17 protein-coding genes are annotated in these 15,398 nt (G+C 35.9%); 6 read left to right on the forward strand and 11 right to left on the reverse strand.

Features of this window, described 5'->3' with window-relative positions; genetic code table 11:
* The first annotated feature begins 117 nt into the window (after positions 1–117).
* A complete protein-coding gene (locus ID741_RS14720; RefSeq protein ID WP_438720517.1) occupies positions 118–1,032 on the forward strand; it encodes a hypothetical protein in 915 nt (304 codons plus the stop codon).
* A 49-nt stretch (positions 1,033–1,081) separates the two neighbouring features.
* On the opposite strand, the gene ID741_RS14725 is transcribed toward ID741_RS14720, so the two are convergent.
* A complete protein-coding gene (locus ID741_RS14725) occupies positions 1,082–3,718 on the reverse strand; it encodes a transglycosylase domain-containing protein (protein WP_438720518.1) in 2,637 nt (878 codons plus the stop codon).
* A gap of 189 nt (positions 3,719–3,907) precedes the next feature.
* Between ID741_RS14725 and ID741_RS14730 the strand changes: the two genes are divergently transcribed.
* Complete coding sequence (locus tag ID741_RS14730) at positions 3,908–4,861, forward strand: hypothetical protein (protein WP_438720519.1); 954 nt, start codon at positions 3,908–3,910, stop codon at positions 4,859–4,861.
* A gap of 118 nt (positions 4,862–4,979) precedes the next feature.
* Positions 4,980–5,150: a hypothetical protein gene (locus ID741_RS14735; RefSeq protein WP_218325936.1), complete on the forward strand. Its 171-nt coding sequence runs from the start codon at positions 4,980–4,982 to the stop codon at positions 5,148–5,150.
* Here ID741_RS14735 and ID741_RS14740 read toward each other — a convergent pair.
* Positions 5,147–5,512 (reverse strand): YccF domain-containing protein, encoded by a 366-nt coding sequence (locus tag ID741_RS14740; RefSeq protein WP_218325935.1) that lies wholly within the window; start codon positions 5,510–5,512, stop codon positions 5,147–5,149. The genes ID741_RS14735 and ID741_RS14740 overlap by 4 nt on opposite strands.
* Positions 5,513–5,678: 166 nt before the next feature.
* Between ID741_RS14740 and ID741_RS14745 the strand changes: the two genes are divergently transcribed.
* Positions 5,679–6,326, forward strand: a complete 648-nt coding sequence (locus tag ID741_RS14745) for a carbonic anhydrase family protein (RefSeq protein ID WP_438720520.1) — start codon at positions 5,679–5,681, stop codon at positions 6,324–6,326.
* Positions 6,327–6,453: 127 nt separating this feature from the next.
* Here the strand turns inward: ID741_RS14745 and ID741_RS14750 are convergent, their stop codons facing one another.
* The gene (locus tag ID741_RS14750) at positions 6,454–7,083 is read right to left on the reverse strand and encodes a pentapeptide repeat-containing protein (RefSeq protein ID WP_438720521.1); all 630 of its coding nucleotides are present in this window, start codon (positions 7,081–7,083) and stop codon (positions 6,454–6,456) included.
* 182 nt (positions 7,084–7,265) lie between these two features.
* On the opposite strand from ID741_RS14750, the gene ID741_RS14755 reads away from it, so the two are divergent.
* Together ID741_RS14755 and ID741_RS14760 are read left to right on the forward strand one after the other, a co-directional pair.
* Positions 7,266–7,691, forward strand: coding sequence for a universal stress protein (locus tag ID741_RS14755; protein ID WP_438720522.1), 426 nt, complete (start codon positions 7,266–7,268; stop codon positions 7,689–7,691).
* Between the two features lie 64 nt (positions 7,692–7,755).
* Positions 7,756–8,541 (forward strand): alpha/beta hydrolase, encoded by a 786-nt coding sequence (locus ID741_RS14760; protein ID WP_438720523.1) that lies wholly within the window; start codon positions 7,756–7,758, stop codon positions 8,539–8,541.
* A 55-nt stretch (positions 8,542–8,596) separates the two neighbouring features.
* On the opposite strand, the gene ID741_RS14765 is transcribed toward ID741_RS14760, so the two are convergent.
* From ID741_RS14765 to thiD, 8 genes are all read right to left on the reverse strand, one after another.
* The gene (locus ID741_RS14765) at positions 8,597–8,752 is read right to left on the reverse strand and encodes a hypothetical protein (protein WP_218325931.1); all 156 of its coding nucleotides are present in this window, start codon (positions 8,750–8,752) and stop codon (positions 8,597–8,599) included.
* Positions 8,749–9,327: a DUF1700 domain-containing protein gene (locus ID741_RS14770; RefSeq protein ID WP_438720524.1), complete on the reverse strand. Its 579-nt coding sequence runs from the start codon at positions 9,325–9,327 to the stop codon at positions 8,749–8,751. Before ID741_RS14770 ends, ID741_RS14765 begins: the two co-directional genes overlap by 4 nt.
* A 101-nt stretch (positions 9,328–9,428) precedes the next feature.
* Positions 9,429–10,994 carry an Nramp family divalent metal transporter gene (locus ID741_RS14775; protein ID WP_218325929.1) on the reverse strand — a complete coding sequence of 522 codons (1,566 nt, stop codon included), beginning with the start codon at positions 10,992–10,994 and terminating at the stop codon, positions 9,429–9,431.
* A gap of 122 nt (positions 10,995–11,116) precedes the next feature.
* Positions 11,117–11,449, reverse strand: coding sequence for a hypothetical protein (locus ID741_RS14780; RefSeq protein ID WP_218325928.1), 333 nt, complete (start codon positions 11,447–11,449; stop codon positions 11,117–11,119).
* A gap of 12 nt (positions 11,450–11,461) precedes the next feature.
* Positions 11,462–12,991, reverse strand: a complete 1,530-nt coding sequence (locus ID741_RS14785; RefSeq protein ID WP_218325927.1) for an ABC-F family ATP-binding cassette domain-containing protein — start codon at positions 12,989–12,991, stop codon at positions 11,462–11,464.
* 669 nt (positions 12,992–13,660) lie between these two features.
* On the reverse strand, positions 13,661–13,807 hold the full coding sequence (locus ID741_RS14790) for a hypothetical protein (protein WP_218325926.1): 147 nt from the start codon (positions 13,805–13,807) through the stop codon (positions 13,661–13,663).
* A gap of 158 nt (positions 13,808–13,965) precedes the next feature.
* Entirely contained in the window at positions 13,966–14,514 is a 549-nt protein-coding gene (locus ID741_RS14795; RefSeq protein ID WP_438720525.1) for an ECF transporter S component, read from the reverse strand.
* Positions 14,507–15,316 (reverse strand): bifunctional hydroxymethylpyrimidine kinase/phosphomethylpyrimidine kinase, encoded by an 810-nt coding sequence (gene thiD / locus ID741_RS14800; protein ID WP_438720526.1) that lies wholly within the window; start codon positions 15,314–15,316, stop codon positions 14,507–14,509. The genes ID741_RS14795 and thiD overlap by 8 nt, the downstream gene beginning before the upstream one ends.
* Between the last annotated feature and the right edge of the window lie 82 nt (positions 15,317–15,398).

The raw sequence follows: 15,398 nt of genomic DNA on the forward strand, positions 1-15,398 counted from the left end.
AGTTTGATAAATATCTAGACCAATTGATTTTCTAATTTTAAATAAATAACAAGAAAGAAGGCTGTTTCCTAAATCAAAAAATGGTATACTATTTTGGGAAAGAGAGGAGTGCCAGATTTGTCTAAGAAATTAATTGGATGGTCCCTTTTAGGTGTGTTAGTCGTTGGGGCGTTAATTTTTGCGGGTTTAATGATTTACCGAGATCATACTGAAGAAAAGGCCAAAGAAGTCAATCAGGCTATTTCTAAACAGTTAGGTAGTTTATATATTGATGAAAAAGAAGGCTATTTTAAGGCCAGTACTGAAGAAAATGATTTTGACGATGTGATCACCTATATCCAATCACAAAACAATAATAAACAAAGCATTCAACAGGTTGAACAAGCCAAGAAAAATTTTAATACCCAAGGGGAGATCAACCAACTTTTTGAAACCGAAGTGTTAAGAGGGATGGATTTATCTGCTGAACCAGTCTTATCAGAACCTGAAAACAATCGTAAAATTGTTCGATTGGAACAAAAAGTGAACAATGGAAGTAACACTGAAACAGGATGGGGCAAGGATATGCTGATGATTTTGTCGATTGCTAAAGAGCAATCTAAGAATTATCAAACAGCAATTAATCAAATAAAAAAACTGTCTAAACAAGACACAGTGGATTTGTCGGATTATCTTGATACGGTTAGAGCAATTGCCTTGTTGCCAGAAGGTCAATATAAAAATGAATTAATCAAAGATTTAGAGCCAGTTAAAAATAGCTTAAGTGAAGCCAACCAACAACTAACTCAAAAAATTAGTGCAGGTGAGACAGCTATTGCGGCAGAAGCCGCAGCTTATCAGCAAGAACAAGCGGCTAAAATTGCTGAGCGAAATGAAGAATTATCTAAGGTAAAAGAAAGCTTATCCTCGAAAGAAAAAATATATTCTTCTTATCAGAGTGTGTCGCAGTCTATCTCCGTCAGCAAAGCTGGCAGTGACTCAACCTCTAGTTCAAGCAGCTCTTCCAGCACTAGCGTAGAAGAGAACGAGTAAAAAAAATCAAAAAAACTGATGTCAGAGGATTTTCTCTGACATCAGTTTTTTAATTTTCTTCTGAACTGCTGGATGAGTTAGTTGAACGCCTAATTCCACGAGCTTCGTCGATGGCATCTTGAATATCTTTGATTTGTGAATCTAAGGTCTTATCATCTTCTTCAGCTTGTTTAATTTCATCATCAATATCCGATAAACTGTCGTTTAAAGTACTTTTTGCTTGCTGATACTCGGCTTCTTTACTCTTATAAATATTGGTATAGAGGGTAGATAACGATCCACCGCGTGGTTCAATCTGTTGAATTGATTTCCAAATTTGTTGCGCATAACGGTCAAAAGTCGACCAATTGTCTTCAGTATCAGTGACTAAAATTTGATAATCGCTTAATGCTTCAAGTTGTTCAGAAAGTAGTGTGTTAGAAAATGTATTGGCTTCACTAACTGAATCAGCATCTAATTTGTCAGCAATGATTTGGTTACTGACTTTTTTTGCGGCAGTATCGATTGCGGCAGTTGAAGCTTGTAAAGCACTTTTTCGAGCAGCTAATACTTGTTTTGTTTGACTAGAACGGGTGACCAATTGTCCATTTTGTAACGTAACTGAAGAAGGCATTGTGAAATCAATATCATCTTTGCCGTTGTTCAATAAGTCCATCGTTTGTTGGAAAATAGTTCTAGTTGCTTTTCCGACAACTGTGTTATTTTGTGCGGCAGGTGTGTCATCACCAATCCAAACCGCAACTGTATAGTAAGGTGTAGCGCCGACAGTCCATAAATCTTTGGCGTCATCAGTTGTCCCAGTTTTGATTGCCCAATTACTGTTGTAAGCTAGAGTGGTATCTGCCGCAGTACCATCGGCTTCTTGATGAACACCTTTCATCGAATCAATCGTTAAGTAAGCAGCATCATCGCTGTAAACTTTACGCTGAGCAATATTAGCGCTATTATAAATTTCTTGTTCATTGTCTTTCCGATTAATGGTTTCAATATTTGTCGGTGTCCGATAATTTCCTTGATTGACTAAGGTCGCAATTCCGCCAGCCATTTCTTGAGTAGTTGCACCATAGGTCATCCCACCAACTGCGATAATCGGATTATTATCAGCCACATCTAAACCACCAAATTCCATCTGAGCTAGCTGTTGATAAACAGGTTCGTTGGTTTCTTCTTGATTTTGAATCGCTAACTTGTAAGCTACCACGTTAGATGAAATCGCCATGGCATTACGTAAAGTTAAATCTCCTAATGAACGTTGATAAACGTTATTGGGATAAGTATTATTTGGTCGATCATCTGAAACCGTCGTTGTTTCAAGTAAACCTCGTTCATAAGCAGGACCATAAGAAACTAATGGTTTAATGGCAGAACCAGGCTGACGATCAGATAGAAAAGCTCGATTATAAGAATTTCCTTCTTCGCCACGACCACCAATACTAGCAACTACTTCACCTGTGGTATTATCAATCACAGTCATAGCGGCTTGTTTAGTATAGAGATTGGTCTCTTCATCCATTTCTGGCCAAGCAGCTAAAACATCAGAAACAATCCCTTGCAATTGATTGTGTAAATCCTGATTGATTTTTGTTTTAATTTCGTAGCCACCTGAGATAATTCGTTGATAAACTTTGTTGTAAGCAGTTTGATACTCTTCTTTATACTGAGCTTCTTCTTCAGCGCTATCAAATTGATATTGAAAGCGAAAATCTTGCTGTTCCATCAAGGTTTTGGTAGCAGAATCTAGCGCCAAAGCAATTTCATTATCTTTTACTTCATTGTTTAAAGCTTCGGTGTGGACGCTAGCTTCTAGTTTATCTTTTCGTGCTTGGTCATATTCGTCTTGAGTGATATAACCTTCACGATACATTTGCTTTAAGACTAAACGAGCTCGTTTCAATGATTCTTTTGGTTCTTCCGCCGGATCATAAATTGATGGGTTGTTGGTTACACCGATCAAAGTGGCTTTTTCTAAAAGAGTTGTGTCATTGATATTTTTATCAAAGTAAACTTTGGCAGCGGCGTTAATTCCATAAGCACCATGGCCGAAATAAACATTGTTTAAATAATATTCTAAAATTTTATGCTTAGAGAATTTCTTTTCTAACTGTTGGGCGATAACCATTTCTTCGACTTTACGGGAAATTGATACTTCAGGCGTTAAATAAATATTCTTTACCAACTGTTGGGTAATCGTAGAAGCCCCCCGCACTCCGCGTCCAATAGCAGCATTAATCCCGACAGTTAAAAGACCTTGTGTATCGACGCCATGATGTTCATAAAATCGTCGGTCTTCGATTGAGATCAAAGCTTCGGAAACGAGTGGATCCATTTCTTCATAAGTCATGTAGTCTCGTTCCTGAGTTTTTAGTTCTTGGATTGTATTACCAGAGCTATCTAAAATCGTTGTTGGATAATGTTGTTTAAAGTCGCTTTCCTGAATCTTTTTGGCTTGTGATTGACCAGCATCAATCGCAGTTTGCACAGTATTAAAGTAATTGTTATAAAAGAAGATTCCGCCTGCTAAAAGGCCAATAAAAATTACAGCTATTGCTGAGATCGAAAGCTTGGTAGTTTTGGTTAGTTTATGTTTTTTATCTTTATTGCGATTGCCTTTGTTTCGAGCAATTTTTGGTGGTTTAATAGTGTTTTTATTTTTTTTACGCTGTTCTCTGCGTGTCGTTTGCGTCATTGTCCTTACCCTTCAAAATAATCATTTAGTCTTAGTTTAATAGAAATTCCCACATTTGACTATCAAATCGACAATTTTTGTAGGAAATATTTAGAAATTTAATTTAAAAAAGCGTTTTTTCTGATAAATGCTTGACGGAATCACATTTTGTCGCCACAATAAATAAGTAATCAAATAACGAGGTGAAAAATGAACACAAAGAAAAAATGGTTAATATTTTGGGCCGTCTTCTTAGGGTTAATAATCGGCGGGGCAGGAATTATTCTAACCGGAAATTTTCCTCAGTTCACGATTCCTTTCGGCTGGTTTGCTAGCGGGGAAGAAAAAGAAGAACAACAGGAACTACCCAAATTAGCCCAACTTAATTTAAAAGATATTAGTGATCCAGAAATTTTGACGCAATCTTTAGATAAAATCAGTGAAGTCAATGCACTTTTAGATGACCGTAATAATTTAGCCAGTTCTTCAGCTTTAACAGAAGCCATGAGCAATATATATGGCCAAATGCAAAATGATCAATTGGTTTTTAATTTATATCGAGAGCTTTATTCGGCTATTTATTCTGATAATACTGGATTTGTGGAGGCCAATCTTTTAGGCTTTGGAAAAACTTTGCAAGAAGATAAAATGACCACTGTAGAAAGACAGTTATGGACCTTTGCTGATACAGCTGGTAATCGCCACGATTTTCAATTAGATCTGATTTATAGTGATGATACCTTATTAAGTTTAACCACAACAGCGAATCCTAGTGACAACACGAATATTATTACCGCTGATGATACTTATTTAGATAAGACAGCTGATTTTGAAACAGCTTGGTCAGATATTGTTAGCAACAATTCAGATGAACAGCTGTTCCAAGAAATGAATAAAGATGGTCTAAATCCTGATCAGACGGAATTTCAAGCCTTAGAAAAAGAAGTAGATATTACTGATAAAAATGGTTTTTATGATTTATTTGTAGCCACACGAGGAGATTTACGTATAGCATATTTAGAAAGTTTCTTCAATTCGAATAGCCCCACAGATGGTTTAACGACTTATACTTATCGGGTGCCAACATCTCAGACAGATGTTGAAAGTTTCACAATTTCGTATGATCGTTTAAATGCAAAAATATTAAGTATCACCAAAAACTAAAACTCGCAGGAAATCGACTTTCTTTTTGATTTCCTACGAGTTTTTTTATGGGAAAAATAATGCATCCTTGAAAAAGCACTACTAGCTAGGTAAACTGAATAGATAAGGAGGTTTTTGTGTGTATCGAAATTTTTTGTTGGCCTACATTATCATTGTAGGTATATATAACATTGTCATAAACATCGCACGTCGTAAAAAAAAACCAGTACCACTAGGTTATGTCCGTTTGCAAATTGGTCTGAACATTATTTTAGTGATTCTTGGTTTAATCTATTTAATTTGGGGCTAATAGTAAACAATTTCTGCACCAAAGGGCATTAAAGCGAGTTTGGCTAATTTTACAGATTGTGCAGCAAAGGGAATTCCAATAATTGTGAGACATAATAATAAGGCGCTGGTTAGATGGGCTAGCGCCAACGGAATCCCTGATACAATTAACCAAATAATATTTACCACAAGATTTACCGGTGTTGTGTGATAAATGACATCTTTGCCAAAAGGCATAAAACTCAAGCTAGCCATCTTAAAACACTGCAAGCCAATCGGAATTCCAATAATCGTAATACACCATAAAATACCAGCAAATAACCAACCGATTCCTCCAATAAATCCACCAAAAATCAGCCAGATAATATTTCCTAAACAAGACATCCAAAGCACCTCCTTCATTTTTTTCATTTTAACACTTTTTTTGATTGAAACCCTCAGACTTGCGACTGAATCAAGTTTTTTTAGCTTTATTAAATGGATTTTTGCAGATTCGTGGTGTGTCTTTTTCAATTTAAAATGCTATATTTTAAAAAATTACTTTGAAGAGGTGATTATTTTGAAATCATTTTTAATTGATTATTTACAACAAGAAAAATGGCAGCCAGATGGCGGGGAGGCACAGTCGCCGATTGCTATTGTTACCCAGGATACGATAACCCAAACTGATGAAAATGCGGGTTTGTACTTTTCATTTGAAAAGGAAGTTTGTAATTTCAATAATAATGGACAAAACCTTCAATTATTAGCTTTAGGAGAAGCAATCTTAAATGGAGAGAGGCATGTTTTAATGCAAGTTCATTTCCATTCTGAAGCTGAGCACACGATTGACGGGCAAAGTTTTCCTTTAGAAGGGCATTTTGTTTATCAAAACGGTAGTGGAGAATTAGCTGTTGTAGCGGTGTTATTTGCTGAAGGTGAAGAAAATCAGGAATTTCAACAAGTTTTAGCTGAATTTGATTCTGAGAATGCCTTAATGATTTCACCAGAATTGTTGTTGCCGGAAAATAAAAGCTATTATCATTATACCGGCTCATTAACCACACCACCTTTAACAGAAAATGTGAAGTGGTTTGTTTTACAAGAAAATTTGACAGTCTCAACTAGTCAGATAGAAGCATTTTGTGAATTACATGGAAAAAATCGCCGGCAATTACAACCATTGAATCAACGGACGGTTTTTGCATATCATTGTTAAAAAATTTGGAGGTGTAGGAATGAAAAAAGGTGGCATGAATCAAAAAATTAATTTAATCATTTTAATTTTATCAGGCATTGGCATTATCCTTAAAATCAAAGACTTATTGAAAAAAGAAAGCTAAAGATTACATATAACCTTCAGCTTCCTTACGAGTTAACCAGAAATGGATACCACCGGTGGAATCAGCCCATCGGTCTGGATTAAAATTTTTTGCATAAACCCAAGCACCACGATGATAAATAAAGTCTGGATCGACGTATGAGACAGCTTCATCATAATCTTGATTGGTGTACATATCTTTAATCGTTAGAACCTTTGCCAAATCGCAACGACAAGAGTTGCCAGTAGCGGAGGTTCTTTGGGCGTTTTCAGGAATTAAAAGCTGTACGATCCGATAACCAAAGCATTTTTTATAACCTAAAAAAGCCCCTGTTTTGGGTGGATGTAGTCGGAAATATTGTGTGGTCTCATCCCAAATGACATGATCTAAGGCAACATCTTCCAAAATTGCGAAATAAAAATTAGCACCAGAAATATCCGCACTAGATAAACGACAAGTTCGTAAATCCGTTCCTATAAAATTGACATCGGTCAAATTTGCATCTGTAAAATCACATTGCCGCAACAAACTATTTTCAAAAGTTGTACCGGTTAAATTAGCCCCAGTAAAATCAACCTTTTCAAAACTTAAATGAGAAAAATTTGTTTGGCTTAAGTGACGATAGCGGTAATCTAAATTTTCAAGTTCAGCCATGAAATCCCCCCTTTTTAACAATATTGTATCATTTTAAAAAGTAAAATCCTTAATAAAAACAAAAAATAATTCAGAATTGTTACTTTCAAGAAAGCGTTTGTTTTTTTATGCTTTCTTTTTTATAATAGATAGTAAGAAGGATGATTTGTTACCCTAATTGTTAAATAAAGGAGGAGTTTACTTTGCGCAAAGTCTATAAAAATATATTGGTTGCTGTAGATGGTTCTGAACAAGCGGAAAATGCCTTAAAAGAGGCTGTAGAGACAACCAAAAGAAATGATGGACATTTGGTTATTTTAACTACGGTAGATACTGCTCCGATGCTGGCGGATGCCCATGCATCGAACTATATCGCTGAAACCTCGAAAAATTATTTAAACAGTATTATTTTACAAGCAGAATTAGAATTACCAGAAGGATTTGACTACGAAACCGTAAAATTGGAAGATAATCCTAAAACAGCGATTGTTAAGTATGCTGAAGACAATGATATTGATTTAATTATGATAGGTGCCACTGGTAAAGGGCGTATCGAGCGAGCCTTGATCGGCTCAACGACTGCCTTTGTTGTTAATAATGCACCGTGTAATGTAATGGTGGTAAAATAACAATTCAAAATCTTTTTCTTTTTTTGAAGATAGGCTTATATTTGTTTTTGAAAAGAGGGATATTATGAAAGTTATGAAAAATGTCGTTTATCATAAAGATTTAAATTTAAAGGCTGATATTTATCAACCAGAAAGATTTGAAAGAGGATTGATTGATCTTCACGGTGGTGGATGGTTTCGAGGTAGTAAAGAAACAGAGGGGGAGATTGCTGAAAAATTTGCTGAAGCAGGTTTTTTAGTAGTAGTGCCAGATTATCGTTTAGCTCCAGAAAACTTATTTCCAGCGGCTTTAGAGGATACTTTAGCTAGTTTTGATTGGGCATACGAACAGTATCCCGAATTAAAAGGCAGCTGGGGGGCTTTTGGCTCTTCTGCAGGCGGAAATTTATCGATTGAGTTGGCTTTACAGCGCGGAATTCCAGCAGTTTCTTGGTCGGGAATTATTGATATTGCCAAATGGGTGCATCAACATGCCGATGTAGTGGCTGAAAATACACAAAAACCTAATTTTGACCAGCAAGCCTCAGCTTTAATTGATCAAGACGGTGCTAATGATCCATTTTATAAATGGTTTATTACTAACTACGCACCAGATGATCAAAAATTGACAGATGCAACACCACTCCAAAGAGTTTCAACTAAGAGTGGTCCGCTTTATTTAGCTAGTTCATTGAGAGAGTTTGTACCACTTTCTGGAATTTATCAATTGCAAAAAGCTTTAGCTGATAATAATGTGCCGAATGAAGTTAAACTGATTGAAGGAACTAGACATGCGGAAGGATATCTTGAGGCAGCCTGGACATCATCATTGGCATTTTTAAAACAATATATCAAAAAAAACAAGGCCTAAGCCTTGTTGGAGACTGTATATAAAGTCCAAATTTTGGGCGATATCTACAGTTTTTTTATTTATAAAGGTGAACTGTATTGTACCAATGATCACTATTTTCAGCATACCGTTCGAATGAAAAACCTGATAATGCAAAACCTAAAAATGTGATGATTGCGCCAGTAATAACTAATCCTAAAGACCATTTTGCTAATTGATTGACTCTTTTCATGCGTATACCACCTTTTTATTTTGCCAAGAGCGACTAATCTTGTTCCAGAGAATTTGATGTACTTTTAAATAAGCTTTTGTCAGATGACTGGTCAACCATAAAGCAATAATACCTAAGCCTAAAATAGTTAAGCCAACACCAAATTGTGAAACCCCCATAAACATAGCATCAAAGAAGGCCCATGGACTAGTAACCATCGCCACGACACCACCAAAAATAAATCCTCCAGCAATTGAAAAGCCAGTAAAAGGTATGCACCAAGCGACAATATATATGCTAAAAAGAATCGCTGCAGCAGCAATTGCCAAACTTCCCCATAAAGGTGAACTGATAACTAATAAAATAATGACGAACAAGGGGAGCTTTCTTTTTGTTGATGGAAATGGTTCGTCGACTAAACTAGCCAAAACTGCTTTGGGATTAGGTAATTCAGCCACAGCATCGGCTTCTGAATAGCCGGATTCCATTAATTCAATAACTGTTTGATCGTAATATTCAACGGTGCTTTGAACTACACTAGGAGAAACTCGATAGCTCAACAACTCCGTTAATTGAGATAAATATTCTTGACGCATATTTTTCAACCCGCTTTCTAATCGGTTTTATTTGATACATTTAGCATATCTTTTTTTATGATTTTGAACAATCGGACTTTAGACCTAAAAAAAAGAATCCGCTAATTAGCGGATTCTTCTTCCATGAGAAGGGCTTGTTTTTTATCGCCACGATACAATTCAAAAATGGTCCAAGCCAATAATACTAGAACGATCACGATCAAACTGTCAGCAATTGCATGTGCTAGAAAAAGCTGATCAGCAGATAAATTGCTTCCAAAGAAACTTTCAATTTGATTAGGTAATCCTCGTAGATTTAAATAAGTTAACGCGACGACTGAAATCCAACCTAAAACTTTTACCACTAAATTATTTTTAAAACGGTGCCCCATTTCAGCAGCGCTATCAGTCATCATTAACAAGGGAATAATTGAAAAAGGTAAGGCAAAAGCTAGAAAAACTTGCGAGTTATTCATTAAATCATTTAAAGCTTCATGTTCTGCAACGGTACTTTGACCACGAGTAAGCAATACACAAATTAAAACGGGCACAACGGACAATAATCGTGTAACTAATCGTCGCAACCAGATTGGCATTCGCATTTCAATGAAGCCTTCCATGATAACTTGTCCAGTTAAAGTTCCAGTAATGGTAGAATTTTGGCCGGATGCCAATAATGCTACCGCAAATAATGTCGATAAGACACCTGATCGGGCAACATTTGCTAACAAACCATTGCTTAAGGTTGCGGGATTAGACAGAGCTTCATAAAGGCCAAAGAAAGATGGATCTTTAACCGCACCTGATTTAAAAACTGCTACGCCCATAATTAATAATAAAGCATTAACTAACATCGCTAAGGTTAATTGAATGTTGGAGTCCCAAGTTGTAAAACGAACAGCTTTAGCTACTTGTTTTTCATCACTATGATCTATCGCTCTTGTTTGCGAAATTGCAGAATGAAGATATAAATTATGGGGCATGACAGTGGCTCCGATAATTCCTAAAGCACCAGTTAAAGGTGTTTGACCACCAATTTTGGGACTTTCGGCAAATGTTTGACTGGAAGGAACGAAACCTTTCACTAGTGCTGACCAATCAGGATTTGATAAGGCAACTTGATAAACAAAAACAAATAATATGACAAAAATTAGACAAACGACAATCGCTTCAATTTTTCTAAAACCGACTTTTGTTAGTAGTAATAATAATAAAACGTCAAAAACAGTAATCACAACAGCTAAACCTAATGGAATACTAAAAAGTAAATAGAGTGCAATCGCCGCACCAATGACCTCAGCAATATCGGTAGCCATAATGGCTAACTCAGTCAAAATCCATAAAACAATTCCCAAAGCTTTAGATGTTCGCGCACGAATGGCTTGGGCTAAATCCATCTGAGTAACAATACCTAATTTTGCTGCCATGTATTGTAATAACATAGCGATTAAACTAGACATTAAAATGACTGACATTAATAAATATTGAAAATTTTGTCCGCCAGTAATCGAAGTGGACCAATTGCCGGGATCCATATAACCAACTGCGACTAAAGCACCCGGACCAGAATAAGCTAATAATGTTCTAAAAAAACTTTTGCCTTCAGGAACTTTGACAGTTCCATTAATTTCGGCTAAAGATGCACCGTTGGCATGAGTTATCAAATGTTGTTTATTTTTTTCACGCATTTCTTCACCCCGTTTATCTTTTACAAACACATCATACACCTAAATGTAGACAAAGCAAATAATTATTTTCGGCAAACCTAAAATTTCTTTGAAATAAAAAAAAGCCAGAGAATTTTCTCTGACTAGTGGCTACCGATAATTGGCCTTAATTGTTTTCCTAAATGTAAAAGTAATTCATGCCCATTTTTACGAAATTCAGCAGAGAAAGAAGAATCAGCAGGGGAAAGTTCGCCGATTTTTTCTCCCATCACATCAAAGACTGCTAATAAATGGTCTTCATTTTCCCATTTAATTGTCCAATAAGGACCTTCTAGTGCTTCATCAATTAAGTTTTGGGCATTTTCTTTGATGGCTTCAATAATAATTTGATCTTCGTCAGCCGTTTCACCTTGCTGTTTTCGCCAAGCCATTACTTGCGCGACTTCTAAAATATTGGTGGGGACTAAGGGATACATTTTTTTCAGCTCCTATTGTTGAATATCAACGACACGGTCCACCCACGCACTATAAAAATCTTCTTCATGGGATACGACAATAACGGTACCAGCAAAATTTTGTAAACTTTCTTGTAAACTTATTTTAGTACTTTGGTCGATATGATTGGTGGGCTCATCTAAAATTAACAAATTGCCTTTTTCCATTGTCATTTGGGCTAATTTTACTTTGGTTTGTTCACCACCGCTTAGGGTTCTAAGTGGTTCTTGGGCTAATTCACTAGGAAGTCCTGCTCGAGAAAGGTGTTTACGTAATTCTTTGACTGTTTCCTTTGGATAAATATCACTCAAATACTGCAAAGGGGTTTGATAACCATTTTCCCAATGTAAATCTTGCTCGAAATAATTAATTTTTGTATTAGCAGGAAAATGAAAATCACCGTCAATTTTACGAATTTCACCGATTAAAGTTTTCAAAAGAGTTGATTTACCAATACCATTAAAGCCACGGATAGCAATTTTTTCACCATAACGTACTGTTAGATTGATTGGCGGTAACAAAGGTTTTTGGTAACCAATTGTTAAATCAGTTGTCTCCAAAGCCAAGGTTGTGACAATCGGGTGATAAGGAAAATCATAGTGGGCTTTCGCGTTGGAATTAGGCGGGGTCAATCTTTCCACTTTATCCAATTGCTTTTGTCGAGATTTTGCCATAGTTGAACGACTACCGGCTTTATATTTACGAATGTAGGCTTCCGTTTTTTCAATTTGTTTTTTCTGAGCGGCATACTGACGCAAATAGGTTTCTTGAAATTGTTCTTTTTGTTTTAAGGCTTTTTCTAAATTCCCTGTATATTTAGTTAACTTACCAAACTCAATGTCAGCAATATGAGTAGTAATTTGATTTAGAAAACTTTGGTCATGGGAAATAACTACAAAGGTTCCCGCAAAATCCTTTAAAAATTGACTCAACCAAGCGACATGTTCGTCATCTAAATGGTTAGTCGGCTCATCTAAAATCAAAACATCAGGTTTTTCCAGTAGTAATTTTGCTAAAATTAATTTGGAACGCTGCCCGCCACTGAGATTTTTTAACTGAGACTCCATACCTAAAATAGCTAAGCCAAGGCCACTGCTCATTTCATCAACTAAGGTATCAATTTGATAAAAATCGCCTTGATCCAACTCAGTTTGCAGCTTTCCGGCTTGTTCTAACAATTTATCATCATAATTTTCACTGTATTCTTCATACAGTTTCCCAATTTTGGCTTCTTTCTCAAATTCCGCCATAAAGGCCGTCTTTAAAAAATCACGAATGGTCAATTCAGGATCAACTTCAACATACTGATCTAGATAACCGTAATGAATGTTTTTTTGCCATGAAACTGTGCCATCATCTGGTAAAATTTCGCCTGTTATAATTTTGATTAAGGTACTTTTACCGGCTCCATTTTGACCGATTAATCCTAAATGTTCCCCACGATTAACTTGTAGAGACAAATCTTCATATAAAATCTTGTCACCAAATTGCTGACTAATTTCTTTTAACTCTAATAAACTCACTGATATACCAACTTTCTTAAAAATCCATCCCTTTATCATCTTAGAAATTACAGCGTTCGTCAAGTCACTAGGTTGAAATTTGAAAGAAAACTTTGAAAACAGCAATAATAAAGGAAAAGGTGTGAGAGAAATGACTGTAAATAAGCCATTAACAGAGGTCCTTGTTTATTGAGGGGAAAAACAAAGTTTAGCAAAGTTTAGTGATTTCTTACGGATGATTAATACGAGGCTAAAGGAAAACGGACAATTCAGTTTAGTTGAGGGAGAGAAAACAACGCTCATTGCGCCTAACTAACTTTTGGAAGTTGAATTGAAATATGAAAAAAAAGGCGATAAACACCAGTTTGAAATTGAATTCGAATGGTTAGAAGGTCAATCAAATGAGAAACTCACAATTAAATAATCGCTGAGAACAAAAAATTTATCAAATTATGGATGACATCTAGAGATACTGCAAGGAAATTGAAGACTATTTGAAAAATTCCATCAAAAAATTGAATCATAACTATTCACCTCTGTTTTTTTTATTATGATAGAAGAAGTTACATAATAAAAAAATAGATTTGTCTATCATTCAACGAACAGAATTGTAAGACACAAAAAAAGCATCCGCTCATAGCCAGCAGATGCTTTTTAATTTAGACAATCGTCCATTTCTTGTGACGCTCCTTATGCAGTTTTTTTAAGTTTTGAAATTGCTTCTTCAATCGTGACGCCACTTGCGCGATGATCGCTATTTGGGATATAAACAATGAATAAATTGTTTTCAGTGTCTAAAGTCACCCGATAAGTCAAATCTTGAGTAGAGAATGTCATTATACTTCACATCCTTTCTTGAAAAATTCATGAAAACACTTATCTTTGAATAAAATTATAGCATGGGTCGTTTATAAAAACAAGAAAAAAGCTGATACATGTTAAGAAATATAACATGTATCAGCTGTGCCCCTGCCAAGGAATTTTATTATAGCATATTAAATAGTTTGTTTGTGTAATATGCCTTTCATAGCAGACTTTAAAGGGAAGTAAAGTAAGCTTGTGATAATAATGGTCGAAACAATGTTGATGACAGTCGCAGGCATACTGATGATAGCAGCCATAAAAGCAGGCTTTAAGTCTGCTCCAGCAATCATTGACATCATTGTTGCCTCTATGACTGAGGCGATAAATTTGGCAATCCCTGCAAAGAAGGCAATCGTGATAATTTGATAAATTTTTGTCGGATCCTTTTTAAACAGCCAAAAGCCAAAGTAGGCAGCAGCCCCCACAACAAAACATTCAACAAAATAAATTGGTGCCTCACTGGCATAGCCATTTAAAATATCAAAGAGTGCAAAACCAATGCCTCCAGCCAAAGCGCCACGCCAATAACCTAGTAATAGCACCGCTAATAAAACCACTGTATTGCCAAAATGAATAAACATTCCAGTTGGTAAAGGAATTTTAATCATAGTACCGCAAAAAGTTAGCGCCGCAAATAATGCTACAAATACAATCGTTTGGATTTTTTTGTGATTAGTCATGATTTTCCTCCATCCTCTTCTCAGCCTGATTGTATGCTCCGTGCCAAACGTGGCCGACATAAGGATTAATTGCTATTCCAGCTTTAATAGCTGCTTGAACAAAATTAATACTTGTTTTAATAGCCGAAAATAGTTCGTAATCTTTTGCTAAAGCAGCGGTTATGCTAGCCGCAAAAGTACAGCCAGCACCATGATTAAAGGTTGTTTCTATAATTGGGTGTGGGAAATAATGAAATATTTCGCCATTATAGTACAAATCAAAGGGCAACCCGGCGCCGCCACCTTTAATGACAACATTTTTTGCACCAAAGGAATAAATAATTTTTGCTGCCTTTTCGATTTGTGATTTTTCTTTTAATTCGCCTAAACCGGAAAGAATGCCCGCTTCCCTTAAATTAGGCGTTGTTATATACGCCATAGGTAATAAAACTTCTCGCATGGCAGTTACATTGTCTGCATTTAAAAAATCAGTGGTTCCTTTTCCTGCAATTACCGGATCCACAACGATTGGTCCAGAAAAATCAAATAATTTTTGACTCGTCAATTCGATAATTTCACGGGAGGGTAGCAGACCAGTCTTAATAGCATCGATTGGACCTGCCAAAGCCGAATCTATTTGTTTGTCGATTAAATTTAAGTCTAAAGGCGTTAATTGGTGTTTGCCACTTTCAGGGAACATGGTGACAATACTAGTAATTGCCGCAAAACCAAAAACTCCATATTCTTGAAAAGTTTTTAAATCCGCTTTAATCCCGCCGCCACCAGTTGCATCAGAACCGGCTATAGTCACTACTTTTTTCATAAAAACCTCCTTACAAAAATTTAGTATAGTCTTCTTTTAGGAATTAAAAACAGCCAATTGGCTTTTATTTGGGTGGGCCAAT

Origin of the sequence: Enterococcus sp. AZ103 (genome assembly GCF_051714685.1) — a bacterium.
Classification (GTDB): Bacteria; Bacillota; Bacilli; order Lactobacillales; family Enterococcaceae; genus Enterococcus_A; species Enterococcus_A alishanensis.

Excerpts from the sequence above, each read along its gene's own strand:
- ID741_RS14765 (WP_218325931.1), bottom strand. The coding sequence starts at position 8,752 with ATGAAAAGAGTCAATCAATTAGCAAAATGGTCTTTAGGATTAGTTATT.
- ID741_RS14760 (WP_438720523.1), top strand. The coding sequence starts at position 7,756 with ATGAAAGTTATGAAAAATGTCGTTTATCATAAAGATTTAAATTTAAAG.
- ID741_RS14725 (WP_438720518.1), bottom strand. The coding sequence starts at position 3,718 with ATGACGCAAACGACACGCAGAGAACAGCGTAAAAAAAATAAAAACACT.
- ID741_RS14730 (WP_438720519.1), top strand. The coding sequence starts at position 3,908 with ATGAACACAAAGAAAAAATGGTTAATATTTTGGGCCGTCTTCTTAGGG.
- ID741_RS14770 (WP_438720524.1), bottom strand. The coding sequence starts at position 9,327 with ATGCGTCAAGAATATTTATCTCAATTAACGGAGTTGTTGAGCTATCGA.
- ID741_RS14790 (WP_218325926.1), bottom strand. The coding sequence starts at position 13,807 with ATGACATTCTCTACTCAAGATTTGACTTATCGGGTGACTTTAGACACT.
- ID741_RS14775 (WP_218325929.1), bottom strand. The coding sequence starts at position 10,994 with ATGCGTGAAAAAAATAAACAACATTTGATAACTCATGCCAACGGTGCA.
- ID741_RS14750 (WP_438720521.1), bottom strand. The coding sequence starts at position 7,083 with ATGGCTGAACTTGAAAATTTAGATTACCGCTATCGTCACTTAAGCCAA.
- ID741_RS14740 (WP_218325935.1), bottom strand. The coding sequence starts at position 5,512 with ATGTCTTGTTTAGGAAATATTATCTGGCTGATTTTTGGTGGATTTATT.
- thiD (WP_438720526.1), bottom strand. The coding sequence starts at position 15,316 with ATGAAAAAAGTAGTGACTATAGCCGGTTCTGATGCAACTGGTGGCGGC.
- ID741_RS14795 (WP_438720525.1), bottom strand. The coding sequence starts at position 14,514 with ATGACTAATCACAAAAAAATCCAAACGATTGTATTTGTAGCATTATTT.
- ID741_RS14780 (WP_218325928.1), bottom strand. The coding sequence starts at position 11,449 with ATGTATCCCTTAGTCCCCACCAATATTTTAGAAGTCGCGCAAGTAATG.